The organism is Flavobacterium sp. ov086, from assembly GCF_900187965.1.
GTDB lineage: Bacteria > Bacteroidota > Bacteroidia > Flavobacteriales > Flavobacteriaceae > Flavobacterium.
The window spans coordinates 241,631-267,121 of sequence record NZ_FZNL01000005.1; the positions used below are offsets into that span (position 1 = coordinate 241,631).

Genomic DNA, 25,491 nt, shown 5'->3' on the forward strand with positions numbered 1-25,491 from the left:
CTGGCTTCAAAAAAAATAAAAACTTAGTCCCAAAGTTTCGATAGAACCTCCGAAACTTAGTAGCTTATTAAATGTAGAATTCTTATTTTTGCATTACTTATGGAGAAAAATTTCATGCAGAAATACATTGACCAGCTCAATGAAGCACAACGACAACCCGTTCTGAAAAAAGACGGGCCAATGATTATTATTGCTGGCGCAGGTTCAGGAAAAACCCGTGTTTTAACTATTAGAATTGCTTATTTGATGGCTCAGGGTGTTGATGCCTTCAATATTTTGTCGCTGACTTTTACCAATAAAGCGGCCCGTGAGATGAAGCACAGGATTTCGGATATTGTGGGTGGACCCGAAGCAAAAAATCTTTGGATGGGGACTTTTCACTCGATTTTTGCGCGTATTCTGCGTGCAGAGTCGGATCATTTAGGATATCCATCTAACTTTACAATTTATGATTCTCAGGATTCGGCAAGATTAATTTCTTCGATTATTAAAGAAATGCAGCTGGATCGCGATGTCTATAAACCAAAACAAATCTTAGGACGAATTTCGACTTATAAAAATAGTTTGATTACTGTAAAAGCTTATTTTAACAATCCGGAATTGGTTGAAGCCGATGCTATGGCAAAAAGACCAAGATTAGGAGAGATTTATCAGCAGTATGTAGAGCGTTGTTTTAAAGCCGGAGCAATGGATTTTGATGATTTATTATTAAAAACCAATGAGTTATTAACTCGTTTTCCTGAGGTTTTAGCAAAGTACCAGAATCGTTTTAGATATATTTTGGTTGATGAGTACCAGGATACAAACCATTCTCAGTATTTGATTGTTAGGGCTTTATCTGATAAATTTCAGAATATTTGTGTAGTAGGTGATGATGCACAGAGTATTTATGCTTTTAGAGGTGCAAATATTAATAACATTCTGAATTTCCAAAAGGATTATGAAGGTGTTATAATGTTTCGTTTGGAGCAAAATTACCGTTCTACCAGAAATATTGTTGAAGCGGCAAATACTGTCATGGAGCATAATAAAACCAAACTGGATAAAGTAGTTTGGACAGCAAATGATTTTGGCGCAAAAATTAAAGTTCACCGCAGCTTAACAGACGCTGAAGAAGGGCGTTTTGTAGCAAGTACAATTTTTGAACAAAAAATGCAGAATCAATTGCATAATGGTTCTTTTGCTATTTTGTATCGTACTAATGCTCAGTCTCGTGCTATGGAAGACGCCTTGAGAAAACGTGATATTCCGTATAGAATTTACGGTGGATTATCGTTCTACCAACGTAAAGAAATAAAGGATGTTTTGTGTTATTTACGTTTAGTAATCAATCCAAAAGATGAAGAGGCTTTGGTTCGTGTAATCAATTATCCAGCCCGTGGAATTGGGGATACAACCGTCGAAAAACTTACAATTGCTGCCAATCATTACAAACGTTCGATTTGGGAAGTAATGGTAAATATCGATAAAATCGACTTGAAATTAAACACAGGAACAAAGAACAAGATTAATGATTTTGTGACTATGATTCAGAGTTTTCAGGTGATTGATCAAAATCAGGATGCTTTTTATGTTACAGATTATGTGGCTAAAAAGACTGGTTTAGTTCAGGAGCTTAAGAAGGATGCTACACCGGAAGGAATGGCAAAAATTCAGAATATCGAAGAACTTTTAAACGGTTTAAAAGATTTTACTGAAGGACAAAGAGAAATTGACGGTGCAAGAGGAGCTTTATCTGAATTTATGGAAGATGTGGCACTTGCAACTGATTTAGATAAAGATACATCTGATGAAGATCGTGTGGCTTTGATGACTATTCACTTGGCAAAAGGTCTTGAATTCCCTCATGTTTTTGTGGTAGGAATGGAAGAAGATTTGTTTCCAAGTGCAATGAGTATGAGTACGAGAAGCGAATTAGAGGAAGAACGTCGTTTATTTTACGTAGCTTTAACACGCGCTGAGCATCAGGCTTATTTAACGTATGCACAATCGCGTTACCGTTGGGGAAAATTAACAGATAGTGAACCGTCACGTTTTATTGAAGAAATCGATGGTCAATATTTGGAATATCTAACTCCGGCAGAAACTAATTATCGTTATAAATCACCAATTGACGGGGACATTTTTGGAGATATTGATAAGTCTAAATTAAGATTGGCAAAACCAATTGGATCAACACCACCAAAGCATGTTACTGATAATACACCAAAACCGGATTTGAATATTCGTAAATTAAAACCCGTTACAGGAACTAATCCAAATAGTGCAGCGCCAAATTTATTTGATAATAAATTAACAATTGGAAATGTAGTAATGCACGAACGCTTTGGAAAAGGAGAAGTTATCAATCTTGAAGGTGTTGGACCTGATAAAAAAGCCGAAATTAAATTTGAAGTTGGAGGCCTCAAAAAATTATTGCTCCGATTTGCGAAATTAGATGTGGTAGGATAAATAGAAGAAAGAAAAATATATGCACGAAAAAACACTTTTGAGAAAACTTAATTTCATTGAAATTTATCAGTTTTTTGGAAGTATAATTGGTTTGTTGATAATGACATATTTAGTTTGCACTACAAATGCAGATAAATATGCTGGTCCATTTTATATTTTTATGATTCTCTCTTTTTTCTTTTTCGGATTTTGTTTATACTCTTCATGGTTATTAAATAAGAAAAATTATTCAAGAGGATTAAATTTTGTAATCATTTCATTAATTTTACAATTGGTTGCTTTTGAATTTCATGGAGTTTATTTTACGTCGGTTAATGGAATTGCTATTAATTTTACTTTAGATTTTACTAATGATATTTTTGCAGGATTTGATTTTCAACCTTCGCAATTTATATTTGCGTTTCGTGAGAATGAAAATATCTCCCATTTCAAACTAAATTTGTTTGCTTGTGGAATGTTATTTTATACACTCAAAACTTTAAAAGGGGTAAAGAATAGTCTTTATTCTACAATCTAACATCTTTATTCTAAAAAAAATGGCTGAGTTCATAAAAATATATCCGGATAAACCTAGTGAAGCCGCAATTGCCAAAGTGGTAAAGGTACTTCAGAGTGGAGGTTTAGTGATTTATCCAACTGATACTGTTTACGGTTTAGGTTGTGATATTACCAATTCACGTGCTTTAGAAAAAATCGCAAAAATTAAAGGAGTAAAATTAGAGAAAGCAAATTTTTCCTTCATCTGCCATGATTTGAGCAATCTATCAGATTACGTTCGTCAGATTGATACCTCGACGTTTAAAATTCTGAAAAGAGCTTTGCCGGGACCTTATACTTTTATTTTACCGGGGAATAATAATTTACCAAAAGAGTTTAAAAAGAAAACTACTGTTGGTATTCGTGTTCCTGATAACAATATTGTTTTGGAGATTGTTCGTCAATTAGGAAATCCTATTGTTTCGACTTCTATTCGTGATGAAGATGATGTAATTGAGTACACTACAGATCCTGAATTGATTTTTGAGAAATGGCAAAACATTGTAGATTTGGTAATCGATGGTGGTTATGGGGATAACGTAGGTTCAACCATAATCGATTTATCAGATTATGAGCCAGTTATTGTCAGAGAAGGTAAAGGTGATATCGATATTTTGTAAATAAATACTGAAATTGCGTAATAGTTAAAAATAAATAACTAATTTTATTACAGTTAAAATTTAGTTAGTTAATTTAAAATAATGTTATTCTTGATTTGTATTTAATTGGTTATTAAAAAAATTAAGGATACATAAAAGCAGGTCAATTGACCTGCTTTTTCTGTATTATAAAGTATGTGAAAAACTTAAATTATTTAGCTTGTTTTTTCATTTCTTTTTCAATCATATCATAGAACTGATCAATTTTTGGCATAACCACAATACGAGTTCTTCTGTTACGTGCTTTGTTTTCCGGAGTATCATTAGCAACTAATGGTACATAAGAACTTCTACCTGCAGCGATTAATTTTGCTGGGTTAACACCAAGATCATTTGTTAATACACGTACGATAGATGTAGAACGTTTAACACTTAAATCCCAGTTGTCTAAGATTATACCGTTGCTTTTGTAAGGAACGTCATCTGTGTGACCTTCAACCATACATTCAAAATCAGGTTTATCATTTACTACTTTTGCAACTTTAGCCAAAACAGATTTAGCTTTATCGCTTACGTCGTAGCTACCACTTTTAAATAATAATTTATCTGCAATAGAAATAAATACAACTCCTTTTTCAACATTGATTTCGATATCCGGATCGTTGATTCCAACTGCTCCTTTTAAACTAGTAACTAAAGCTAATGTTACACTGTCTTTTTTAGTTAAAGCATCTTGAAGTCTGGATATTTTTAAATCTTTTTCTTTTAAACTTTCTAAAGATTTTTCAAGGTTTTCAGCTCCTTTAGTCGTTAATACAGTTAAATCTTTAGAGCTATTGATTAAGTCTTGATTGTGTGCTTTATAACTTTCAGCTGTAGCTGCAAGTCCAGCTTTTTCTTCAAGGCAAGAATTTAATTTTACGGTGCAAGAGTTTAATAAATCTTGTGTCTCTTTGTTCTTAGCTTCTAATGCTGCGTATTGCTTTTTTGATACACACGAAGTTAAGGCCATTAATACTGTTAGTGCGATAACTATTTTTCTCATAGGTATTATATTTAATTAAACGTTGATTACAAATTTAGTTTTTAATATTTTGTTTAGTGTTAAAGATTTCTTTAAAAACACCCAATTTCCTGATGTAATACAAGTAAACGATACTTTTGATGGTATAGTATTGTTGTATTTGAAAATCTTTTCTTTTTTTTAGATATCTTAAAGATAGGTAATAAAAAGAGAAGTGTGCCTTTAAAACAGCAAAAGTATGACTGAACTTTCCTTGTGTAAGAAACCGGATAGCAGCAATACCGTCTAAAACCATTCGAAAGAAAATCACAAAAAACAACCCCTTTTTCGGTAAGTTTTTGACAAGCATCAATAATGAATTTCTGAAATTCAAAAACGTTTTTCTTGGATTTCCGTGTTGCAACGTGGCACCTCCAACATGATAAACAACAGATTTTGAGTCATACTTTATAATGTGACCTTCATTTGCAGTTCGCCAGCATAAATCAATTTCTTCCTGATGTGCAAAAAAGCTTTCATCAAATCCTTTTAATTCGCGATATACTTCGCTTCTAATAAAAAAACAAGCTCCCGAAGCCCAGAATAATTCACAATTATCATCGTACTGACCGTTGTCTTTTTCTATGGTATCAAAAATTCGGCCACGACAGAACGGAAAACCATATTTATCAATAAATCCTCCGGCTGCACCGGCATATTCAAAATATTCTTTATTCTTAAAATCAAGAATTTTTGGCTGTATTATGGCGGTTTGTTTCTCGGCGTCAAAAGTTTGAATTATTGGTGTAAGCCAATTTTCTGTCACTTCAACATCCGAATTGACTAAAGCATAAATTTCTGCATCAATATGTTGCAAAGCATCATTATAGCCCTTTGCAAAACCATAATTTCCGCTATTTTGCACAATTTTGATAGTTGGGAAATTTTCCCTGACAAAATTTATAGAAATATCAGTCGAAGCATTATCTGCTACATATATAGTGGCTCCTTCTGAAAATTGAACAATTGAAGGTAAAAATTGCTCCAACAATTTTACACCATTCCAATTTAAAATGACGACAGCTATTTTATCCAAAAGTAATTTTTATTTTATTTGAGTATTTATTATCTATTATAATCCGGCAGTTCCCTTAAAAACTGGTATTTTTCGTTTTCAAAATCCATTTGGCAATAAAAATGGCTGAGACCATTCGTTACATTCAAAAATCGTGCCTGCATTGTCATATTATAACGGGCAATTTGGTCAAAAGTTGCCTGAGAAATTTTGACTTCCGGCGCTTTGCACTCTACTAATATATGTATAGAACCGTCAGAATTAAAGACAACAATATCATATCGTTTTCGTAATCCGTTGACGGTTAGAACTTTTTCTACATTAATGAGAGATTTTGGGTATTTTTTTTCATTCATCAAAAAATGAACAACATGTTGCCGAACCCATTCTTCGGGAGTAAGAATGATAAATTTTTTCCTGATTTCATCAAAAATAGACACTTTATTTTCGCTATTTTTGAATCGGAAAGTATAAGTAGGAAAATTTAATTGCTGCATAGCGCAAAAATATTAAAATAGTTTCAGGTTTCAGGTTTAAAGTTTCAAGTTATTGAGATATGAACCTGAAACTTTAAACTTGAAACAAAATAATTTGAATGGATGAAGTTGTAAAAATTGTTAATGATATTAAGGCCGGAAACATCAAACCCATATATTTTTTGATGGGTGAAGAACCTTATTATATTGACAAATTATCGGAGTATATTGAACAGAATATCCTTTCGGAAGAAGAAAGAGGATTCAATCAAACCGTTCTATATGGTAGAGATGTTTCTGTAGAAGATATAGTTTCAACGGCTAAGCGTTATCCTATGATGGCTGATCGTCAGGTTGTTATCGTAAAAGAGGCACAAGATTTATCAAGAACAATTGATAAAATAGAATCATATGTTAATAATCCAATGGAAACAACGGTTCTGGTTTTTTGTTACAAATACAAAACTCTTGATAAACGTAAAAAAGTCACAAAACTTTTGGCTCAAAACGGAATCGTTTATGAGAGTAAAAAATTATATGAAAACCAGGTTGGTGATTGGATAAAACGCGTGCTTGCCGGTAAAAAATATACAATCGATCCTAAGGCAAATGCGATGTTGGTGGAGTTTTTAGGGACTGATTTGAGTAAAATAAATAACGAATTAGAGAAATTACAGATTATCTTACCGCAAGGAACCGTAATTACCCCGCAACACATTGAGGAAAACATTGGTTTTAGTAAAGATTATAATGTTTTTGAACTCCGAAAAGCAATTGGCGAACGTAATCAGTTGAAAGCTTATAAGATAGCAGAGAATTTTGCACACAATCCAAAAGAATATCCATTAGTAATGACTACAGGATTAGTCTTTGGTTTTTTTGTTCAGCTTTTAAAATACCACGGATTAAAAGATAAAAACCCTAAAAATGTTGCCACTGCTATTGGCGTAAATCCTTATTTTCTAAAAGAATATGATTTGGCAATAAAAAATTATCCAATGCGAAAAGTGAGTCAAATCATTGGAGCTTTGCGTGACGTTGATGTTAAAAGTAAAGGAGTAGGAGCAAATGCATTGCCACAGTCAGATTTGTTAAAAGAAATGCTGTACAAAATATTTAATTAAGCCGTGAAAATTCACGATATTTGCACTTCTAAAAATAAATCACATTAAAAAATAATTATTACAATTATGGGAATGAATAAAAATACCGTTTTAGGATGGGCTACTTTTATAATGATACTTATGGGATTGTTACTTATAGGTCTTGGAGCTTTTAGATACAGTGATGTATCGGGCTGGGGATTTGCAGCAGCAGGAGTTGGTTTCTTAGCCAATGCCTGGGTTTTTAATGCTTTGAAAGGTAGAGTTTAGTAAAATTCAATATCAATTGAAGATTCAATTGTGATATAAAATCAATAAAAAATAATTAATCAAAATTAAAAATAAACAGAATGTCAGACGATAAGAAAGTAATTTTCTCAATGCAAAAATTGAGCAAAACCTATCAGGGAGCAGACAAACCGGTGCTTAAAAACATTTATTTAAGCTTTTTTTACGGAGCTAAAATTGGTATTCTTGGATTAAACGGTTCAGGAAAATCTTCTCTTTTAAAGATTATTGCCGGTGTAGATAAAAATTATCAGGGTGATGTGGTTTTTCAACCAGGTTATACTGTAGGTTATTTAGAACAAGAGCCTATTCTTGATGATTCTAAAACAGTTATCGAAATTGTTCGTGAAGGAGCTGCAGAAACTATGGCCGTTTTAGAAGAATACAATCAAATTAATGATTTATTCGGTCTTGAAGAAAACTATTCCGATCCTGATAAAATGGATAAGTTGATGGATCGTCAGGCAGCTTTACAAGATAAAATTGATGCTCTTGGTGCTTGGGAAATCGACACCAAACTTGAAATTGCAATGGATGCTTTGCGTACTCCAGAAGGAGATACGCCAATCAAAAACCTTTCAGGAGGAGAGCGTCGTCGTGTGGCTTTATGTCGTTTGTTGTTGCAACAACCTGATGTATTGTTACTTGATGAGCCTACCAACCACTTAGACGCTGAGTCTGTACTTTGGTTAGAGCAACACTTAGCACAATATTCAGGAACTGTAATTGCAGTAACGCACGATAGATACTTCCTGGATAATGTTGCAGGTTGGATTCTTGAGTTGGATAGAGGAGAAGGTATTCCTTGGAAAGGAAATTATTCTTCTTGGTTAGATCAAAAATCAACCCGTATGGCGCAAGAAGAAAAAGTTGCTTCAAAACGTAGAAAAACTTTAGAGCGTGAGCTTGACTGGGTTCGTCAAGGAGCAAAAGGGCGTCAGACAAAACAAAAAGCACGTTTACAGAATTACGACAAATTATTAAACGAAGATCAAAAACAACTGGATGAAAATCTGGAAATTTATATCCCGAACGGTCCACGTTTAGGAACAAATGTTATTGAGGCTAAGAATGTTGCCAAAGCTTTTGGAGATAAATTATTGTACGATAATTTAAATTTCACTTTGCCACAAGCAGGAATTGTTGGGATTATTGGGCCAAACGGTGCTGGTAAATCTACCATTTTCAAAATGATTATGGGTGAACAGGCTACGGATAGTGGAGAATTCTCAGTTGGTGAAACTGTAAAAATCGCTTACGTAGATCAATCTCACTCTAACATTGATCCAAATAAATCTATCTGGGAAAACTTTGCCGATGGTCAGGAATTGATTATGATGGGCGGAAAGCAAGTAAATTCAAGAGCTTATTTGTCACGTTTCAACTTTGGTGGAGGCGAGCAAAACAAAAAAGTATCAATGTTATCAGGTGGTGAGCGTAACCGTTTGCACTTGGCAATGACATTGAAAGAAGAAGGAAACGTACTTTTACTGGATGAGCCTACAAATGACTTGGACGTAAATACACTTCGTGCACTTGAAGAAGGTTTAGAGAATTTTGCTGGTTGTGCTGTTATTATTTCGCACGACAGATGGTTCTTAGACAGAATTTGTACGCACATTCTAGCTTTCGAAGGAGATTCTGAAGTTTACTATTTCGAAGGAGGTTTCTCTGAATACGAAGAAAACAAAAAGAAACGTTTAGGTGGTGATTTAACTCCAAAACGTTTGAAATACAGAAAATTAATTAGATAATAATTCTAAATAACGTTCAATTTCTAAAATCTCAAATTCCAACTTTAACAGATTGGAATTTGGGATTTTTTTATTAGAAAATTTATCTGAATATCACTCTGAGCGAAGTCGAAGAGTCAGGAGCTATTTCCTGCTATCCACTTGTATCTTTTATTTTTTCTAAAGAAAAAAAAATAAAAGGATACCGCTTCTATCAGGGCTAAGGTATTAGGTTCCACAAGAATCATTATTGCTTAATAATATTGAATGTCAGGCTGAGCGATCCCGAGGTTTTGGGAGGAGTCCCGCAAAAAAATAACACAAGATACCAACAGAAAGTATTACAGAGTTATATACTCAGATTCTTCATTTTTCAAAATTGACAAAATTTAAAACAAAAACCTGCGCTATTCAGTTTAACCCGTAAAATCCGCGGGTAATATTTATAAAAATTTCGCCTTCAACTCCGGAGTAGGAATCATGCAGCTTTCTTTTTTGCCGTACCATTTGTAACGGTTTTTGGCAATATAATTGTAAATGTAATTTCGAAGTTTTTCTGGTAAAATTTTAAAGATGGAAATTAAACTGTAAATTCCTCCTAAGTCTTCTGTAATTTCGATCGCGGCCGAAGATTTGTAATAATACGCCACACCAGGATTATATAAAATTATGCTGTCAATTTTAGTTTGATCAACACCAATATATTTACAAATCTCGATTCCCAATTCTGATTGCAAAGCCACAAATCTAAAAATATCTTTTTTGTCATGTTTGATGACAAACTGAACTGCACTATTGCATAAATTACAAACGCCATCGAAGAGGATTATTTTTTTATTTTTTGGAAGGTCTTGCATTCTGAAAAAAGTTTCAAGTTTAAGGTTTCAAGTTTTCTAAGCTTTGTCAAAGTAAGAAGTAGTTTGTCATTCTGAGGAACTAAACATGTATACAAATCCAGGTTTCATTTCTTATTTTTTTTAGTTGCTATTTCGTCTTTGCGATGAACGAAGAAATTTTACTTTTGAGTTGACATATTTTATGTGCTCGTGAGATTGCTTTGTTCATCGCAAAGACAAAACTAAAGAAATAAAAAAAAATATAGGTTTTTTACTACTATCTTGTTTGCCTATCAAAAATAAAACTTCATAGATTTTATAAATCAAAAACAGCATTCATAAATCATTTAAAAATGATCTTTATAAAAAATCCATCTTCCTAATTGTATTTTTAAAAATCATGCATTAAATAGCTTTATTTTAATTTTCGATCAAAATTTGAGATTTCAACAACTGAAAACTGCGACAGATTACTGAAAACTTACTTCTTCCCAGCTTCAACAAATTCCAATTCATCTAAACTTACTTTTGAAGTAAAGATTCCATAATTAACCGTAGCTTTATTTTTTTCAATTGAATCAATACTTCCAACAGATCTTCCGTCCAACATTCTTACGCGATCGCCAACTTTTAAAATTGGTTTTGGTTTCTCGATAACTGGTTTGAGTTTTTTCTCTTTTTTCTCTTTTCGAATTTCTTCAACCTGAACGGTTACTTCAGCAATAACTTCTTTTTTCTTTTCGATTATGGCTTTAGTTTCTTTTGGAGTCGCTTTTTTACGTTTTGAATTTTCGATTTCAATAATTTTCAAAAATTCACCAATAAGTTCTTTCTTGTTTTTGTTGTTGAAATATTTCTCCGAGATATCTTCAATCTTCTGACCAATGTAGATTGTTTTTTGGTTGCTGTCATATAATTCCTGATAGCTTTCCAATTTTTGTTTAATTTTTACATTGATGTTTTCCATCTTTTTACTTTCCTCACGTGCTCGTGTTTCTTCTTCTTTTAAATTTATAGAAGTTTTTTCGAGTTTAGATCTTTCTTTCTGAAGTGTTGCGATGGTTTTATCAAAACGAACCTTTCCAACTTCAATTTTCTTTTTGGCGCGATTAATTAATCCAAACGGGATTCCGTTTTTCAGTGCCACTTCAAAAGTAAATGAACTTCCGGCTTGACCTAAAGCTAACTTGTACATTGGTTCAAGTGATTTCTCGTCAAACATCATATTTGCATTTGTAGCAAAAGGCAATTCGTTAGCCAAAATTTTCAAATTGGAGTAATGCGTTGTAATAATCCCAAAAGCTTCACGATGGTAAAATTCTTCCAGGAAAATTTCCGCCAAAGCGCCACCTAATTCAGGATCAGAACCTGTACCAAATTCGTCGATCAAAAACATGGTTTTCTTGTTGCATTTCTTCAAGAAGTAATTCATGTTTTTTAATCGGTAACTATAAGTACTTAGGTGATTTTCAATAGATTGATTGTCTCCAATATCAGTTAAAATTCTATCGAACAAGAAAGTTTCGCTCCGTTCATGTACCGGAATCAACATACCGGATTGTAACATCAATTGCAATAAACCAACCGTTTTTAGTGAAATTGTTTTTCCTCCCGCATTGGGCCCTGAAATTACAATTATTCGGTTATCTTGTTTTAATTCAATAGTTTGTGGATGTGTAACTTCGTTTTTTTGTTTATTATTCAAATACAAAATAGGATGATAGGCTTCTCTAAAAAACAATCTTCTCTCTTCTGTAATGGTTGGTAAGATTCCGTTTATTCGATTGGCATATTTTGCTTTTCCGGCAACGACATCAATATCACTTAAAAATTCCTGATACTCAATTAACAAAGGTAAATATGGACGAATCTGATTTGATAATTGTTTTAGAATTCTTGTAATTTCTTCTTTTTCCTCGTATTCGAGATTAGCGAGTTCACGAGAATATTGTAAAGTTGCTTCTGGTTCAATATAAGCGATACTTCCGGTTTTGGAAGTCCCTAAAATAGAACCTTTTACTTTACGGCGATACATTGCTAAAACGGCTAAAACTCTACGGTTCTGAACAAAGCTTTCTTTAATATCGTCAAGATATCCAAGACTATTATTGTGAGAAAGAGCAACTCCAAAACTGTGGTTTACTTTTCCGCGAACAATATTCATATTCTGACGAATGCTTGATAAAGCCGGAGAAGCATTGTCTTTTATTTCGCCATATTTATCTACGATGGCATCTATTAAGGTAACAATGTCTTTTGTGTATTCAACTCTTGAAGCTCTTGCGTTTAAGTTTGGATAATAGTCATCAAACTTTTTAAGGAAATTCAGTAAGAAATTTGAAGTCGATGAAAGTGTTGCAATTTTTCTAAAACTTCCTACTTCAAGAAAGCTATCTTCAATTGCTAAAAACTTAATTTCATACGTTATAGCGTCAAATCCGTGATTTGGAATTGCGTTGTTATTTTGAAAAGACGAAACATACTCTGATGTTTGCATCAAAGCTTGCATTAAAGTTTCTTTATCTCTAAAAGGTGTTATTTGTAAAGCTTTTTCTTTTCCAATATCTGTATTACAACCATCTGAGATGGTTTCGAGTACTGTTGGAAATTGTAAATCTTGTAATGTTTTTTCGGTAATGGATATCATTATATATCGTAAGTTGTAAAGTTCAAAGTTACAAAGTTTTAGAACTAAATTGTACTATTATTTGGTACTTTGGAAAAAACTTTGCGTTATTTGTAATAAAATTTAGTAAAATGGAAATCAATCTTTCTTCGGAATGGCAGACAGTTTTAAAAGATGAAATTCAAAAGCCATATTTCAAGGAATTAATGTTGGCTTTGGATATCGAATATAAAACTCATACTTGTTATCCTCCGGCAGAATTGATTTTTTCTGCTTTTAATAATTGCTCTTTTGCAAATCTAAAAGTGGTTATTATTGGTCAGGATCCTTATCATGGAGAAGGTGAGGCCAATGGTTTAAGTTTTTCTGTAAATGACTCCGTTAAAATTCCGCCTTCATTGCGTAACATTTTTAGAGAGTTAAACGATGATTTGGACTCCATTTTTATGCCAACTTCCGGTAATTTAGAAAAATGGGCGCAACAAGGAGTTTTACTTTTGAACGCTGCATTAACAGTTCAAAAAGACAGCCCAAACAGTCATAAACACTTAAAATGGAATCTTTTTACTGATGCTGTAATTCAGGCAATTTCTGATCAAAAAGAAAATGTTGTCTTTTTACTGTGGGGAAGCTTTGCTCAGAAAAAAGGTTTTAAAATAGATCGTTCCAAACATTATGTTTTAGAATCCGGACATCCTTCACCTATGAGTGCTAATCAGGGAAAGTGGTTTGGGAACAAACATTTTAGTCAGACGAATACTTTCTTGAAATCAAAAGGAATTTCAGAAATTGAATGGTTGTAATATATTAAACGATATAAGTGCTATATGGTTTAATATTAGTGTATTTTTCAATCTTGCCATTCGGAGGAATGACAAAAAAAACTATTCTTTTTCAGCAGGTTTCTTAATGATTTCTTCTAAGATCGCTTTATTTTCATAATTGGCTATTTTCAAAATGATCTCTTGATTTTTTACCGTTTTTCCTTCAATCACATAAAGTTTTCCTTTATTGAATGGAACATTGCTTTGATCAAAATCTACATCACCATAAGTTAATGTGTTTTTGATATCAGCCGTATCAACCCATTTTTCGTTTAAAGTCTGAATTGCTTTAGGAGAATATTGAAAAGGTTTTGTTCTTAAATTATTCAGAACCCTGGCGTTCGGAAAATAATTGCAACGAGTATCTTTTCCACTAAAAACAAGGGCTACAAAAAAGCATCCCATAATCAAACCAATCAAATAATATGCAAAACGATGTACGAACTTCATGAAATAAAATTTTTGCAAAGGTACACTAAAGTTCCCTTAAAATACAAGTAAATTAATATCGTTATCTGGCAAATCAAACCATTCGCCAATTGCTTTGTTGGTAAGGATTCCGTGGTATAAATAAATTCCGTTTTTTAAGCCTTTATTACATCTTATTGCACTTTCTAATCCTCCATCTTCAGCTATTTGAAGCAAGTACGGAGTTAATATATTACTTATTGATAATGAAGCAGTTTTAGAATATCTTGATGGTATATTTGGTACACAATAGTGTAAAACATTGCTTTTTATAAAGGTTGGCTTTTCGTGAGTAGTAACTTCTGAGGTTTCAAAACAGCCTCCGGTATCAATACTAACATCAACAATTACAGCGCCTTTTTTCATGTGTTCCACCATAGTTTCTGTCACTATAATCGGACAGCGTTCTTTTCCGCGCATAGCACCAATAGCAACATCACAACGTCTTAAAGCTTTTAATAACGCTTTTTGCTGAACTGTTGACGTAAAAATTCTCTGGTTTAAATTATTCTGTAAACGACGTAGTTTAGTAATTGAATTGTCAAATACTTTTACGTTTGCACCAAGTCCAATTGCGGTTTTAGCAGCAAATTCACCTACAGTTCCTGCACCTAAAATTACGACTTCGGTAGGAGGGACGCCAGTAATATTACCGAATAAAAGTCCTTTTCCAAATTCGTCTGTAATCATTAATTCGGCAGCAATAAGTATCGAAGCCGTTCCGGCAATTTCGCTTAATGATTTCACTGCAGGATAAGAACCGTCTTCGTCCTTAATATATTCAAAAGCAAGCGCAGTTATTTTTTTCTGAGCTAAAGCTTCGAAATATTCTTTCTTTTTAGTTTTTAACTGAATTGCTGAAATGATAATCGTTTCAGGATTAATCATTTTAATTTCAGCCAATGTTGGAGGTTCAACTTTAAGTAATAAAGGACAGCCAAAAACTTTTTTAGTGTCTTTTGTTACTTCTGCACCAGCATCTGCATATTCTTTATCAGAATAACTAGAGCTTTCTCCGGCACCAGATTCAATCATAACACGATGACCTTCGTAAGTCAAAGAATTTACCGCGTCTGGAGTCAGGCAAATACGACGTTCCTGGTAACTTGTTTCTTTAGGAATTCCTATAAAAAGTTCACTTTTGAATCGGCCAATTTCAAGTTTTTCTTCTTGTGGCAACAATTGTTGTTTCGTAAATGGAGTTAAGGTAATTGACATGGGTTGTGCAAAATATTAAGAGTACAAATTACGTAAAAAGTTTTAAAATCAATGTAAAAATTGTGCTAATACTGTTTTAATAATTAAAGCATTAGTTTTTCCATTTTAATGTCGGCTCTTTCGTAAATCCCATCTTCCAAAGGAATTTCTTCAAAACCAAATTTTCTATAGAGATGAATTGCGGGAAGTAATTTTCGGTTTGAATATAAAAGTACTTTTTTAATACCGTTTTCTTCGGCGACAGCCAGACAATGAATTAATAGTTTATTCCCAATTCCAAGACCTTGTGCTTTATCCGAAACTGCCATTTTACTCAATTCAAATGTCATGTCGTCAATCTTCAGTAAAGAAGCCGTTCCAATAATTTCGTTATTATGTTTAGCGTAGAAAATAAGTCCGCCTTTATCAATAATTTCTTCTTGGGGATTAGAAAGTACATATTCGTCTCTTTCCTCAACTCTAAAATACTTTTGCAGCCATTCTATGTTTAAGGTTTTAACGTGTTCTTTTAAATCTGAAGAAAAGGGAATTATTTCTACTGTATTTTGGGTATTCATTCAGTCTAATTTTATTCGTAAATTACTTCTACTTCAAATAATCCTTCTGAACTTGCCTTATTACCATTACTATTCAAATATAAAACTTGGAAGGAAGTTCTTTTTCTTTTTGGATCCATCAAAAATATTACAGGGAATGTTATTGGATTTCTACTGCCAATATTCTTTCCAGCCATTGTAATTTTATTATCTTTTGATTTTAGCATTATTCCTGTCAAGCAATCATGACATGGAGTATCTGAATAGTATTTTACTGTAATAGAATCGCCAATTTTGTAATCACTTGCTTTTAAAACAAGGGGTATTTTATTGGTATATCCATTATATTCTTTGATTTTTATTTTATTATAAAAAACATGCCAAACACTTATTGTATCAGAAGCTTTGCAAAAGCTAGAAATTAGAAAAAATGCAATAAGGATATTTAATTTCTTCATGCTTTTAAATTAATTCTAAGCTTCTTTTTCCATCTGCCAATAATTCAATATTGATTGAGGAAGTTTCTTCAGGAAGTAAATTCGCAATTTTTTCAGACCATTCGATAAAGCACCAATTTCCCGAATATAAATAATCATCAACACCCATATCGAGTGCTTCGGTTTCTTTGTTTAATCGGTAAAAATCAAAATGATAAACGATTTGATTGTTCGAAGTGGAATATTCATTTACAAGCGAAAAAGTTGGACTGCTTGTTGCGCTTTCAACTCCTATACTTCTGCATAATTGCTTGATAAGAGTAGTTTTTCCAACGCCCATTTCTCCATTAAAAAGGATAATCTTTTTAGGATTTGAGGCTAAAATTTGTTCTGCTACTTCTTGAATTTGATCTAATGAAAAAACGATATTCATTGTAAGTATTTAATTTGGTTTTATTTCTTTTTTGTAAACTTCCTAACTTCCGGATTAATTAAATTAGGATCAATTTCGTCTGTTTTTTTGATGTATTTATTCAAGCTGTCTTTTTTTGAATAATAGGCATAAGAACTTGCTAATTGCGCATAATAACTACCATTATTTGGTTCAATTTTAACAGCTTTATTTAAATTTTGAATAGCCTGATCTAAATATTTTTTATCATTTTTCTCCACGAATATTTGACCATAACTTATAGCTGCGCAATAAAATACTTTTCCATTATTTGGATTTAATGCAATGGATTTTTCTAAATAAACAGCAGATTTTTCGTATTCTTTTTTCTTTCCTAAAATAATTCCAAATCCCCAAAAAGCGTTTGGATTTTGATTATCTAAAAGCCAGGCTTGATTAAATCTTTTCATTGATGTATCAAGATCATCTTTATAGAAATATTCCCATGCTTTACTGGCATAATATTCCGAAGCCTCTTTTTTATTTTTAAATTGTTTTTCGGCTTCTTCAATAAATTGATTATCACTTTGTATTTGCTGAGGGCATTTTTTGACTTCACCATACATGGGAATCAAATTAATTCCTTCAGGACAATCTTGAGCACAACTATAATTAATGTTAGCTAAGAAAACTAAAAAGAATAAAAAATTTAATGGTTTCTTCATATAAAAGTTGTCTTTTCTATTTTGGATTAAATTCTATGCTTATTATATAAGTCTCAGTCGCAGTTCTAAGTGTCAGTTGGAAACTGAAAACTGCGACTGAAAACTGTTTTTATTTCGGATTAAATACCAAAAACGGAATAATCATTTCTTCTAACGAAATTCCTCCATGTTGATAGGTATTTCTGTAATAACTCACATAATGATTGTAATTGTTTACATAGGCCAGAAAGAAATCATTCTTGGCGAATATAAAAGAACTACTCATGTTTATTGCCGGTAAACCAATATCTTTTGGTTCTTTTACGACATACACATCTTTTTGCTCGTATGTTAAACTACGTCCGGTTTTGTAGCGCAAATTTAGACTAGTATTTTTATCTCCAACCACTTTCGAAGGGTTTTTTACATTAATTGTACCGTGATCTGTGGTTAAAATTAATTTGAAACCTAAAAGCTGAGCTTGTTGAATAATTTCCAGTAAAGGAGAATTTTTAAACCAACTTAAAGTTAAAGAGCGATAAGCTTTATCGTCTGAAGCGAGTTCTTTTACAACTTCCATTTCTGTTTTAGCATGAGATAACATATCGACGAAATTGTAAACAACAGTCACTAAGTCATTACCTTTTAAAGCTTTGAAGTTTTCGGCGAGTTTTTTCCCACCGGCGTAATTGGTGATTTTAAAATAATCTTCCTTAATATTTAATCCTAAACGTTTTAATTGAGCAGAAAGAAATTCGGCTTCATAAAGATTTTTTCCACCATCTTCAACATCATTTTTCCAATATTGCGGAAATTGTTTTTCCATTTCTATTGGTAATAAACCAGAGAAAATTGAATTTCTGGCGTATTGTGTTGCTGTTGGAAGGATAGAGAAATATGGAACTTCTTTTTCTAATTTATAATAATTAGAAACTACGGTTTCAAATGATTTCCATTGGTCGTAACGCAAGTTATCAATAACAACAAACAGAATTGGTTTGTCTTTCTTTTTAATTTCGGGAACAACTAATTCCTTAAATAAGGTATGAGATTGTATTGGTTTATCTGCTTTTGGTGCAAACCAGTCTTCGTAGTTTCTCTCAATATATTTTCCGAATTGCGAATTGGCTTCAACTTTTTGAGATTCAAGGATTTCAATCATTCCCTGATCGTTGATGTTCTCTAGTTCCAGTTCCCAGAAAATCAATTTTTTATACAATTCAACCCAATCTTCAAATGAATTAACCATGGCTAATTCCATTGAGATTTTACGAAATTCCTTTTGATAATCTAGAGTGGTTTTTTCTGAAATTAATCTCGAATGATCCAGATTTTTCTTCAAGCTCAGTAAAATTTGATTCGGATTTACTGGTTTTATCAAGTAATCAGCGATTTTTGAGCCAATTGCTTCTTCCATTATATATTCCTCTTCACTTTTAGTAATCATAATCATCGGGATTGCTGATTTTTTCTCTTTCATTTCCGAAAGCGTTTCCAAACCACTCATTCCCGGCATATTTTCATCCAGAAAAACGATGTCAAAATTATCCTCTTCAAATAATGTAATTGCGTCAAGTCCATTGTTTGAAGTTGTTACAGCATAGTTTTTTTTCTCCAGAAATAATATATGTGGTTTCAAAAGATCAATTTCATCATCGACCCAAAGTATTTTTATCTTATCCATAAACGAATTTTATTTTAATGCAATTTAGAAGTATAGAACTTAAAAAGTATTAAAAATAGTATAAATTTCAGAATAATGATTTGTGATTTTGTTTTAATATCTTTTTTTTATTTTGCTATTACTTTGATAATCAGTGCAAATTATTGCTAATTTTTAAGTAAAAAACTCCAAATGGTTTATAGTTATTTACTTATATTTGTTGATCTAAAAATAACCAAATAGTGACTCATATCAATAAGTTAAAAATATTCAATGATCCCATTTATGGGTTTATTTCCATCCCGAACGAACTTATTTACGACTTAATTCAGCATCCGTATTTTCAACGTTTACGCCGTATTTCACAAATGGGATTGTCGTATTTGGTTTATCCGGGAGCCAATCATACACGGTTTCATCATGCCTTAGGATGTATGCATTTAATGCAGAAATCTGTAGAGACACTTCGTTTTAAAGGAGTTGCAATTTCTTCGGAAGAAGAGAATGCTTTGTATATTGCTATTTTGCTGCACGATATTGGTCATGGACCTTTTTCGCATGCTATGGAAAAAAGTATAGTTGAAGATGTGAATCATGAAGCTATTTCGTTATTATTTATGAATCAGCTGAATGAAGAGTTTGATGGAAGATTGGGCTTGGCAATTCAGGTTTTTAAGGGTGATTATCACAGGAAATTCATGTTGCAGTTGATTTCAAGTCAATTAGATATGGATCGAATGGATTATTTAAAACGTGATAGTTTTTATACGGGAGTTGCAGAAGGAAATGTTAATTCTGAGCGTTTGATTCAGATGATGAATGTAGTTGACGGAACTTTGGTTATTGAGGAAAAAGGAATTTATTCTGTAGAGAAATTCCTGCTTTCGAGAAGATTGATGTATTGGCAAGCCTATTTGCATAAAACAAGTTTGGTGGCTGAATTAATCCTGATGAAAGTATTAAAAAGAGCTAAAGAATTGACTTTAAAAGGTGTTTCTTTACCTTGCAGCGAGCCTCTTTTGTATTTTATGCAAAACAAAGTTGCTTTGGAGGATTTTGATGCCGAAAAGCTTGATTTGTTCTCTCAATTAGATGATTTTGATATTATTAGCGCTTTAAAAGCGTGGCAAAGACATAGTGATTTTATACTTTCGACTTTAAGTAAAATGATCATTAACAGAGATTTACTTAAAATTAAATTAAGTGCGGATAAAATTCCGATGGAAGAATCTCAATCTTTAAAAGAAGAATTTGCTAACGAACACCATATTACACAATTAGAAGCTGGATATTTTATTTTTAGAGGAAAAATAAAAAATCAGGCTTACAGTAAAGAAGCGGAACCAATCCGAATTTTGAAAAAAGATAGAACAATTGAGGATGTTGTAGAAGCGTCTGATCAGCTGAATTTGAAATCGTTATCTAAATTGGTGACAAAATATTACATCTGTTTCCCAAAACAACTTATTTAAAATTAACATTTAAAATCTATTTTTTATATTTTTGTCGCAATGAAATTTACAGCAGAACAAATAGCAGGAATTTTAGAAGGAGAAGTTGTTGGGAATCCCAATGCAGAAGTTTCTCGGTTATCTAAGATCGAAGAAGGCGAGGAAGGTTCACTTACTTTTTTGGCTAATCCTAAATATATCAATCACATATATACTACAAGGGCTTCAGTAACAATTGTTAATGATAGCTTTATACCTGAGCAGGAAGTTACGACAACTTTAATAAAAGTAGAAGATGCTTATGCGTCTTTTTCTAAGCTTTTACAGTTTTACAATCAGGTAAAATTGAATAAAAACGGAATAGAACCACAGTCTTTTATAACGGAAGGAACTAAATATGGAGAGAATTTATATTTAGGAAGCTTTAGTTATATAGGGCAAAACGTAGTTTTAGGCGACAATGTAAAAATTTACCCAAACAGTTTTATTGGCGATAATGTTGTTATTGGCGATAATGTGTATATTTTTGCAGGCGCCAAAATTTATTCTGAAACTATTATCGGAAACAATTGTACCATTCATTCAGGGACCATTATTGGTGCCGATGGTTTTGGTTTTGTTCCTAATGAAGAGGGAGAATATAGTAAGGTACCGCAAATTGGCAATGTTATTATAGAAGATAATGTAGATATTGGTGCCAATACTACAATCGACAGAGCAACTCTTGGTTCTACAATTATTAGAAAAGGAGTTAAATTAGACAATCAAATTCAGATTGCCCACAATGTAGAAATTGGTAAAAATACTGTGATTGCTGCGCAATCAGGTGTGGCTGGTTCTACAAAAATTGGAGAAAACTGTATGATTGGCGGGCAAGTTGGTATCGCAGGCCATTTGATTATAGGTAATAATGTTAGATTGCAGGCTCAATCAGGAGTAGCACGAAACATTAAAGATGATGAAATTTTACAAGGCTCACCATCGCTTGGATATAGTGATTTTAATAAATCGTATGTTCATTTCAGGAATCTACCTAAAATCGTAGCCGAAATTGATGAATTAAAAAAACAAATAATAAACCCAAAAAATGGAAATAATGGTTAAACAGAAGACCATCAAAAATGAAATTTCACTAACAGGCGTTGGATTACATACTGGGAAAGAAGTTACAATGACTTTTAAACCAGCTCCAATTAATAATGGTTTCACTTTTGTAAGAGTAGATTTGCAAGGTCAACCAGTCATTGAGGCTGATGCTAATTATGTTGTTAACACGCAAAGAGGTACTAATTTAGAAAAATTAGGTGTAAAAATTCAAACACCGGAACATGTTTTAGCTGCTTTAGTTGGATGTGATTTGGATAATGTTATTATTGAATTAAACGCTTCTGAGCTTCCAATTATGGATGGTTCTTCAAAATACTTTGTTGAAGCAATTGAAAATGCCGGAATTGAAGAACAAGATGCTAAACGTAACGTTTATGTAGTAAAAGAAGTTATTTCGTTTACTGATGAAACTACCGGAAGCGAGATCTTGGTTATGCCAAGTGATGATTATCAAGTAACTGCAATGGTTGATTTTGGTACTAAAGTTTTAGGTACTCAAAATGCAACGATGAAAAGTATAGCCGATTTTAAAGAAGAAATCGCTAATTCCAGAACTTTTAGTTTCTTACACGAATTAGAATCTCTTTTAGAAAACGGATTAATTAAAGGTGGAGATTTAAACAACGCTATTGTATATGTAGATAAAGAAATATCTGATGCTACAATGGAGAATTTAAAGAAAGCTTTTGGAAAAGATAAAATTTCAGTTAAGCCAAACGGAGTTTTAGACAACCTTACTTTACATTATCCAAACGAAGCTGCAAGACATAAATTACTTGATGTTGTTGGAGATTTATCTTTGATTGGAGTAAGAATTCAAGGAAAAATTATTGCTAACAAACCTGGACACTATGTAAATACACAGTTTGCCAAGAAATTAGCGAAAATCATCAAAATTGAACAAAGAAATCATGTGCCGGTTTATGATTTAAACTTAGAGCCATTGATGGATATTCATAAAATTATGGCTGTATTACCACACAGGCCTCCATTTTTGTTAATTGATAGAATTATAGAAATGTCTGATAGTCACGTGGTTGGAATGAAAAATGTTACTATGAATGAGAATTTCTTCGTAGGGCATTTTCCTGAAGCACCAGTTATGCCAGGAGTTTTAATTGTTGAAGCAATGGCACAAACAGGAGGAATTTTGGTTTTAAGCACCGTTCCGGATCCTGAAAATTATTTGACATATTTCATGAAAATTGATAATGTTAAATTCAAACACAAAGTATTGCCTGGTGACACCTTAATTTTTAAGTGTGAATTGATTTCTCCTATCAGAAGAGGAATCTGTCATATGCAGGCAAATGCTTACGCAAACGGAAAATTGGTAACTGAGGCAGAATTAATGGCTCAAATTGCAAGAAAACAATAATAATTAATCAATTTTATTGTTTACGTTTGTTGCCCAAATTAGATTATTTTAATTTAAAATATAAAATATACAGATGAATCAACCATTAGCATATGTTCATCCCGGCGCCAAAATCGCTAAAAATGTTGTAATAGAACCTTTTACAACAATTCACAATAATGTTATTATTGGTGATGGTACTTGGATTGGTTCAAATGTGACCATCATGGAAGGGGCCCGTATTGGTAAAAATTGTAATATTTTTCCAGGAGCTGTAATTTCTGCGGTGCCACAAGATTTAAAATTTGGCGGAGAAGATTCTCTTGCTATTATAGGAGATAATTGTACAATTAGAGAATGTGTTACAATCAATAGAGGTACAGTTGCATCCGGACAAACTATTTTAGGTAATAACTGTTTAGTTATGGCTTATGCACACATTGCACACGATTGTGAAATTGGTAATAACGCCATTATTGTAAATGGTGTTGCTTTGGCAGGTCACGTAGTTGTTGGTAATCACGCCGTAATTGGTGGTTTGGCAGCAATTCACCAATTTATTCATATTGGAGATCACGCAATGATTTCTGGTGGATCTCTGGTTAGAAAAGATGTTCCTCCATATACAAAAGCTGCAAAAGAGCCGTTATCATATGTAGGAATCAATTCAGTAGGTTTAAGAAGAAGAGGTTTCAGTACGGAGAAAATCAGAGAAATTCAGGAAATCTACAGAATTTTATACCAAAAGAATTACAATACAACACAAGCTTTAAGTATTATTGAAGCTGAAATGGAAGCCACTCCTGAGAGAGATGAAATTCTTGATTTTATCAGAAACTCATCACGAGGAATTATGAAAGGTTATTCAGGAAATTATTAAATAAAAGTTTAATCGTTTATTTGTTTATTCGTTAAGTCGAAAACATATAAACGATTTAACGATTAAACAAAATATCAAATAAAACAAGAACAAAATGGCATCTACATCAGATATTAGAAACGGATTGTGTATTAAATTCAATCACGATATTTATAAAATCGTTGAATTTCTTCACGTAAAACCTGGAAAAGGTCCTGCTTTCGTAAGAACAAAATTAAGAAGTTTAACTACAGGAAGAGTATTAGATAATACATTTTCTGCTGGGCATAAAATTGACGATGTGCGTGTTGAAACGCATAACTACCAGTTTTTATATGCTGAAGGAGATGAATTTCATTTTATGAATACAGAGTCTTTTGAGCAAATTTCTTTGAACAAAAACATCTTAGATGCTCCGGGATTATTGAAAGAAGGTACAAGTGTAATGGTTCAGGTAAATACTGAAACTGATTTACCTTTATCAGTAGATATGCCGTCTTCTGTAATTCTTGAAGTTACTTATGCAGAGCCGGGAGTAAAAGGAAACACAGCTACAAATGCTACAAAATCTGCTACGGTAGAAACTGGAGCTTCTGTAAACGTTCCGTTGTTCATCAACGAAGGTGATAAAATTAAAATTGATACAGCTTCAGGTTCTTACATGGAGCGTGTAAAAGAGTAGTTTATCAATAAGATAATTTGTCAATGAGTCAATTAGAAAATTGATGCAACAGCAGAAATGAATAATTTTTATTTTCTAATTGACACATTTTCTAATTGACACATTCTCTAATTGACAAATTTTCTAATTATAAAATATGAAATTTCCAAAGAGTCATTCTTTACAAGAAATTGCAAATTTGCTTAATTGCGAATTTATTGGTGACCCAAACTTTCCGGTTTTAGGCATGAACGAAATACATGTTGTGGAACCTGGAGATATAGTTTTTGTAGACCATCCTAAATATTATGACAAAGCTTTACAATCAGCTGCGACTATTGTTTTGATTAACAAAAAAGTAGATTGTCCGGAAGGTAAAGCACTTCTGATTTCTGACGATCCTTTCAGAGATTTTAATACTCTAACCAAACATTTCAGACCTTTTCAGGCAACAAATGTATCTATTGCTCTTTCTGCAACTATTGGAGAAGGAACCGTAATTCAGCCTAATTGCTTTGTTGGGAACAACGTTACAATTGGAAAGAATTGTATAATACATCCAAATGTTACTATTTATGATCATACTGTAATTGGTGATAATGTAATGATTCATGCCGGAACTATTTTAGGTGCCGATGCATTTTATTATAAAAAACGTCCGGATGGTTTTGATCAATTAATTTCTGGCGGAAGAGTTGTAATTGAAGATAATGTTGGCATTGGTGCACTTTGTACTATTGACAAAGGTGTAACTGGTGATACAACAATTGGTGAAGGGACAAAATTGGATAATCAGGTGCATGTTGGACATGATACTGTGATTGGAAAAAAATGTTTAATTGCTTCACAAACAGGTATTGCAGGTTGTGTCGTTATTGAAGACGAAGTTACAATCTGGGGACAAGTAGGGACAACCAGTGGAATCACGATAGGAGCGAAGGCTGTTATTATGGGACAAACTGGTGTAACTAAATCGGTAGAAGGAGGGAAATCTTATTTTGGAACTCCAATCGAAGAATCAAGAGAAAAGCTAAAACAGTTAGCTAACATCAAAAAAATTCCCGAAATTTTAAATAAATTGAAGTAAT

At 32.6% G+C, this 25,491-nt stretch carries 25 protein-coding genes; 13 read left to right on the forward strand and 12 right to left on the reverse strand.

From position 1 onward, the window contains the following. Nucleotides 1-114: 114 nt before the first annotated feature. Genes CHB81_RS08225 through CHB81_RS08235 form a run of 3 tightly spaced genes read left to right on the forward strand, consistent with a single transcriptional unit; the run spans nt 115 to nt 3,608 of the window. Nucleotides 115-2,451, forward strand: a complete 2,337-nt coding sequence (locus tag CHB81_RS08225; protein WP_089351402.1) for an ATP-dependent helicase — start codon at nt 115-117, stop codon at nt 2,449-2,451. Nucleotides 2,452-2,470: 19 nt separating this feature from the next. Continuing rightward, a complete protein-coding gene (locus CHB81_RS08230; protein WP_089351403.1) occupies nt 2,471-2,968 on the forward strand; it encodes a hypothetical protein in 498 nt (165 codons plus the stop codon). A gap of 19 nt (nt 2,969-2,987) precedes the next feature. After that, complete coding sequence (locus tag CHB81_RS08235) at nt 2,988-3,608, forward strand: L-threonylcarbamoyladenylate synthase (RefSeq protein ID WP_089351404.1); 621 nt, start codon at nt 2,988-2,990, stop codon at nt 3,606-3,608. Nucleotides 3,609-3,798: 190 nt separating this feature from the next. Here the strand turns inward: CHB81_RS08235 and CHB81_RS08240 are convergent, their stop codons facing one another. The 3 genes from CHB81_RS08240 to CHB81_RS08250 are packed head-to-tail and all read right to left on the reverse strand — an operon-like array spanning nt 3,799 to nt 6,162. After that, the gene (locus CHB81_RS08240) at nt 3,799-4,632 is read right to left on the reverse strand and encodes an OmpA family protein (protein ID WP_089351405.1); all 834 of its coding nucleotides are present in this window, start codon (nt 4,630-4,632) and stop codon (nt 3,799-3,801) included. A 34-nt stretch (nt 4,633-4,666) separates the two neighbouring features. Continuing rightward, nucleotides 4,667-5,686, reverse strand: coding sequence for a glycosyltransferase family 2 protein (locus CHB81_RS08245; RefSeq protein ID WP_089351406.1), 1,020 nt, complete (start codon nt 5,684-5,686; stop codon nt 4,667-4,669). Nucleotides 5,687-5,715: 29 nt separating this feature from the next. Continuing rightward, complete coding sequence (locus CHB81_RS08250; protein WP_089351407.1) at nt 5,716-6,162, reverse strand: type I restriction enzyme HsdR N-terminal domain-containing protein; 447 nt, start codon at nt 6,160-6,162, stop codon at nt 5,716-5,718. Nucleotides 6,163-6,260: 98 nt separating this feature from the next. Between CHB81_RS08250 and holA the strand changes: the two genes are divergently transcribed. The 3 genes from holA (at nt 6,261) to ettA (ending at nt 9,286) form a co-directional block, all read left to right on the forward strand. Further along, nucleotides 6,261-7,265 (forward strand): DNA polymerase III subunit delta, encoded by a 1,005-nt coding sequence (holA, locus tag CHB81_RS08255; RefSeq protein WP_089351408.1) that lies wholly within the window; start codon nt 6,261-6,263, stop codon nt 7,263-7,265. A 66-nt stretch (nt 7,266-7,331) separates the two neighbouring features. Next, nucleotides 7,332-7,514, forward strand: a complete 183-nt coding sequence (locus tag CHB81_RS08260) for a CAL67264 family membrane protein (RefSeq protein WP_089351409.1) — start codon at nt 7,332-7,334, stop codon at nt 7,512-7,514. Between the two features lie 80 nt (nt 7,515-7,594). Further along, complete coding sequence (gene ettA / locus CHB81_RS08265) at nt 7,595-9,286, forward strand: energy-dependent translational throttle protein EttA (protein WP_089351410.1); 1,692 nt, start codon at nt 7,595-7,597, stop codon at nt 9,284-9,286. 422 nt (nt 9,287-9,708) lie between these two features. On the opposite strand, the gene CHB81_RS08270 is transcribed toward ettA, so the two are convergent. Together CHB81_RS08270 and CHB81_RS08275 are read right to left on the reverse strand one after the other, a co-directional pair. Beyond that, entirely contained in the window at nt 9,709-10,122 is a 414-nt protein-coding gene (locus CHB81_RS08270) for a thiol-disulfide oxidoreductase DCC family protein (RefSeq protein ID WP_089351411.1), read from the reverse strand. A gap of 460 nt (nt 10,123-10,582) precedes the next feature. Beyond that, nucleotides 10,583-12,748, reverse strand: coding sequence for a DNA mismatch repair protein MutS (locus CHB81_RS08275; RefSeq protein ID WP_089351412.1), 2,166 nt, complete (start codon nt 12,746-12,748; stop codon nt 10,583-10,585). 110 nt (nt 12,749-12,858) lie between these two features. Here CHB81_RS08275 and CHB81_RS08280 point away from each other — a divergent pair, with 110 nt between their 5' ends. Next, entirely contained in the window at nt 12,859-13,530 is a 672-nt protein-coding gene (locus CHB81_RS08280; protein WP_089351413.1) for a uracil-DNA glycosylase, read from the forward strand. An 81-nt stretch (nt 13,531-13,611) separates the two neighbouring features. On the opposite strand, the gene CHB81_RS08285 is transcribed toward CHB81_RS08280, so the two are convergent. The 7 genes from CHB81_RS08285 to CHB81_RS08315 form a co-directional block, all read right to left on the reverse strand. Continuing rightward, entirely contained in the window at nt 13,612-14,001 is a 390-nt protein-coding gene (locus CHB81_RS08285) for a DUF4258 domain-containing protein (RefSeq protein ID WP_089351414.1), read from the reverse strand. Nucleotides 14,002-14,037: 36 nt separating this feature from the next. Further along, complete coding sequence (locus CHB81_RS08290; RefSeq protein ID WP_089351415.1) at nt 14,038-15,237, reverse strand: alanine dehydrogenase; 1,200 nt, start codon at nt 15,235-15,237, stop codon at nt 14,038-14,040. Between the two features lie 83 nt (nt 15,238-15,320). After that, nucleotides 15,321-15,794 (reverse strand): GNAT family N-acetyltransferase, encoded by a 474-nt coding sequence (locus CHB81_RS08295; RefSeq protein ID WP_089351416.1) that lies wholly within the window; start codon nt 15,792-15,794, stop codon nt 15,321-15,323. 11 nt (nt 15,795-15,805) lie between these two features. Then, nucleotides 15,806-16,231 carry a hypothetical protein gene (locus CHB81_RS08300; RefSeq protein WP_089351417.1) on the reverse strand — a complete coding sequence of 142 codons (426 nt, stop codon included), beginning with the start codon at nt 16,229-16,231 and terminating at the stop codon, nt 15,806-15,808. A gap of 4 nt (nt 16,232-16,235) precedes the next feature. After that, the gene (tsaE, locus tag CHB81_RS08305) at nt 16,236-16,643 is read right to left on the reverse strand and encodes a tRNA (adenosine(37)-N6)-threonylcarbamoyltransferase complex ATPase subunit type 1 TsaE (protein ID WP_089351418.1); all 408 of its coding nucleotides are present in this window, start codon (nt 16,641-16,643) and stop codon (nt 16,236-16,238) included. A gap of 20 nt (nt 16,644-16,663) precedes the next feature. Further along, nucleotides 16,664-17,326, reverse strand: a complete 663-nt coding sequence (locus CHB81_RS08310) for a M48 family metallopeptidase (protein WP_089351419.1) — start codon at nt 17,324-17,326, stop codon at nt 16,664-16,666. A gap of 109 nt (nt 17,327-17,435) precedes the next feature. Next, nucleotides 17,436-18,989, reverse strand: a complete 1,554-nt coding sequence (locus CHB81_RS08315) for a bifunctional response regulator/alkaline phosphatase family protein (RefSeq protein ID WP_089351420.1) — start codon at nt 18,987-18,989, stop codon at nt 17,436-17,438. Nucleotides 18,990-19,210: 221 nt separating this feature from the next. On the opposite strand from CHB81_RS08315, the gene CHB81_RS08320 reads away from it, so the two are divergent. The 6 genes from CHB81_RS08320 (at nt 19,211) to CHB81_RS08345 (ending at nt 25,490) form a co-directional block, all read left to right on the forward strand. Then, a complete protein-coding gene (locus CHB81_RS08320; protein ID WP_089351421.1) occupies nt 19,211-20,440 on the forward strand; it encodes an HD domain-containing protein in 1,230 nt (409 codons plus the stop codon). A gap of 39 nt (nt 20,441-20,479) precedes the next feature. Then, on the forward strand, nt 20,480-21,523 hold the full coding sequence (gene lpxD / locus CHB81_RS08325) for a UDP-3-O-(3-hydroxymyristoyl)glucosamine N-acyltransferase (protein WP_089351422.1): 1,044 nt from the start codon (nt 20,480-20,482) through the stop codon (nt 21,521-21,523). Next, on the forward strand, nt 21,516-22,904 hold the full coding sequence (locus tag CHB81_RS08330) for a bifunctional UDP-3-O-[3-hydroxymyristoyl] N-acetylglucosamine deacetylase/3-hydroxyacyl-ACP dehydratase (protein ID WP_089351479.1): 1,389 nt from the start codon (nt 21,516-21,518) through the stop codon (nt 22,902-22,904). Before lpxD ends, CHB81_RS08330 begins: the two co-directional genes overlap by 8 nt. Nucleotides 22,905-22,977: 73 nt before the next feature. Continuing rightward, nucleotides 22,978-23,763 (forward strand): acyl-ACP--UDP-N-acetylglucosamine O-acyltransferase, encoded by a 786-nt coding sequence (gene lpxA, locus CHB81_RS08335; RefSeq protein WP_017497513.1) that lies wholly within the window; start codon nt 22,978-22,980, stop codon nt 23,761-23,763. A gap of 94 nt (nt 23,764-23,857) precedes the next feature. Next, nucleotides 23,858-24,424 carry an elongation factor P gene (gene efp / locus CHB81_RS08340; protein ID WP_026985157.1) on the forward strand — a complete coding sequence of 189 codons (567 nt, stop codon included), beginning with the start codon at nt 23,858-23,860 and terminating at the stop codon, nt 24,422-24,424. 136 nt (nt 24,425-24,560) lie between these two features. Further along, complete coding sequence (locus CHB81_RS08345; RefSeq protein ID WP_089351423.1) at nt 24,561-25,490, forward strand: UDP-3-O-(3-hydroxymyristoyl)glucosamine N-acyltransferase; 930 nt, start codon at nt 24,561-24,563, stop codon at nt 25,488-25,490. The last annotated feature ends 1 nt before the right edge of the window (nt 25,491 follow it).